This window comes from Chamaesiphon sp. OTE_8_metabat_110 (assembly GCF_031382685.1).
GTDB lineage: Bacteria > Cyanobacteriota > Cyanobacteriia > Cyanobacteriales > Chamaesiphonaceae > Chamaesiphon.
In genome coordinates, this window is sequence record NZ_JANMZA010000064.1 from 1 (window position 1) to 2,365 (window position 2,365).

Annotated in this window: 3 protein-coding genes; 2 read left to right on the forward strand and 1 reads right to left on the reverse strand. The window is 44.4% G+C overall.

The annotated features are described in order from the left end of the window. Window positions 1-204 (reverse strand): NAD(P)H-binding protein (locus RMO52_RS02585; RefSeq protein WP_310410614.1); only part of this gene is annotated, 204 nt, incomplete at its 3' end. 1,024 nt (window positions 205-1,228) lie between these two features. Between RMO52_RS02585 and RMO52_RS02590 the strand changes: the two genes are divergently transcribed. Both RMO52_RS02590 and RMO52_RS02595 read left to right on the forward strand, forming a co-directional pair. Further along, a complete protein-coding gene (locus RMO52_RS02590) occupies window positions 1,229-1,477 on the forward strand; it encodes a hypothetical protein (RefSeq protein WP_310410616.1) in 249 nt (82 codons plus the stop codon). A 190-nt stretch (window positions 1,478-1,667) separates the two neighbouring features. Further along, a partial coding sequence (locus RMO52_RS02595) for an NB-ARC domain-containing protein (RefSeq protein WP_396134861.1) occupies window positions 1,668-2,365 on the forward strand: 698 nt, incomplete at its 3' end.

Sequence of the window (2,365 nt, forward strand, 5' to 3'; positions counted from 1 at the left end):
ATCGATCCCTTCAAAAGCGTCTACAAAAGTATCAGGATTAGTAAAGTCGAATAAAACACATCGGACATTACTACCGAAGATCTTTGCAGCTTCAATTGGATTTCTAACTGCTGCGGTGACAGGAAAATCCTGTGCTGAGAGGAATCGCACCACTTCTCGCCCGACATTGCCCGTCGCCCCTGTGACTAAAATATTTGTAACCATCAGAATTTATCCCGTTTAGATCTATCGACGGCAACTGCAACCGCGTTCGGTGCCCAAACTCGAAACGAACACACATCACTAACCAAATTTGCACCCATCCCAGGATGAACGCTTTCGAGATGAGCAGATATAGGATCGATTTCCATTAAAGGCACCCTCACGGTTTTGAATTTTGGCTATACAGCAAGAGAATGGCACGATTTGTCACATACAACTTTGTCCGAAGGACTTGTTAGTCAATACTTCAGGGCTACGCTTGTGATGAGCCTGCCGTATGTACATTATGTCAATGTCAAGGCTATTACTTTCAGCGTAGTTTTTGTTATCGATTTTAGAAGTCAAAATAACGCACATAAACCCACCTTATCATCTACTAAAATTACTATTCAATATCTTATATTTAAAACGTGAGGAAGTTGTGAAGAAATATTAAAATTTTCTATTATTAATTTCGTATGCAGCAGCTACAAGTTTTGTCCAGAGCTTATTTTGTAAATTTATTGTAAATCGAATAAAGAATACTTTGCTAACTATTTACTTTTAGAAAACAACTATTATATTGCGAGTTATTAAGGTATTTTAGATCTATGCCTTTAGGATGAGGTTTTCACTGATTTAGGTGATTAACTTGGAGTTGAGATAGTTCTGTTGGTTGACAATTCAGATTGAAAACTATAAACAATCTTAAAACTTTAAATATTTAGGAACTAATTTTATGAACAAGATAATGTTGCTCTTAGTAGTCTGTACAGGATCGGTCACAAGCGTGCCAATGAGCGCAAATGCACTAGATCGATAAGTAGTTAGCCAAAACCCGCATGGAGAAACAAACCGATCGATAGCCCAGTATAACCACGACCAAAACTATAACCGCAACCAAAATCGCGATTCTCCAGGGAGAGGCTCCGCCAACGGGGTGATGTGCGATTTGTTGATTTTGCTGTAAAGAGTGAATCGCCTGGTTCGCCAAACTAGAGCCGCCAGAAAGGATTCGCTTGTGCCCTCTATTAAGAGTAAACTGCTGATGAATAATTCCAAGCCGTCTAGATCTAGCAACGGTAATTCTGCTCAGGGGCGGGAACGAGGCATCGTCCTATCGCCACAAGGATGGCAGCGATTTCAAGTCGCTAAACACCAAACAGAATCGGCACAGAGCTGGGGCAAGCATCTCACCCAAGAGGACTTGAGAGATCGCACTGGACTTTCAATCAATACTCTCTATCGGGTGCTCAAGCGCGAACTGGGAGTCGTTGGCGTAGCCTATCGGAGATAATCGCCAGTCGTTAGAACACCTATTCGAGGCGTTTGGGCTGGAATTAACCAAGGCAGACCATACATCTGTAATCGCTATATATGAAGAGGATAGCAGCCGACAGCCAAATTCGCACCAGGATTGGGATAATGCCGTCGATACATCGGTATTCTACGGGCGCGAACGAGAACTGGCGCAACTGTGGCACTGGATTGTTTGCAATCGCTGTCGCGTGGTTGGGGTACTGGGAATGTGCGGGATTGGCAAAAGTTCGATCGCTGTCAAAGCTGCACTCCAGTTGCAATCTGAATTTGAGATTATCGAGTGGCGCAGTCTTACCCATGCACCATCATTGACAGATCTGCTATCGAGTCTGCTGAAATTTTTGATGCCGCTCAATGGGGAAAATCCGGTGATTCCCCCCACGCTCGATGAAAAGTTCTCCAAATTGATGGAATATCTACGATCGCGTCGGTGTCTATTGATGCTGGATAGTGTTGAAGTCATTTTAGATCCCCAACGGGTGGGACAATGGAAAGCGGGCGATGAAGCCTATGGACAACTACTCAAAACGATCGGCGAAACTCCTCACCAGAGTTGCTTATCATTCACCAGTCGCGAACAGCCTAGCGAAATAACGTTGATGGAAGGCAAGCAGGGGGTTTGTGTTTCGCTACCTTTGAAGGGACTTACCCCCGCAGATGGACGCGCCATCTTTGACCAAAAAGGCGAATTTACAGGTATGACAGCCCACTGGCAGCAGTTAATCGATTACTATGGCGGCAATCCGCTGATGCTGAAGATGGTGGCAGCCAGCACCCAAGCATTGTTCGATGGTAGTATCGCCGAGGTTATCGCCGATCTCGACTGCGGAATTTTGGAATGTGAAGACATTAGCGATTTACTCGA

Excerpts from the sequence above, each read along its gene's own strand:
- RMO52_RS02590 (WP_310410616.1), top strand. The coding sequence starts at position 1,229 with ATGAATAATTCCAAGCCGTCTAGATCTAGCAACGGTAATTCTGCTCAG.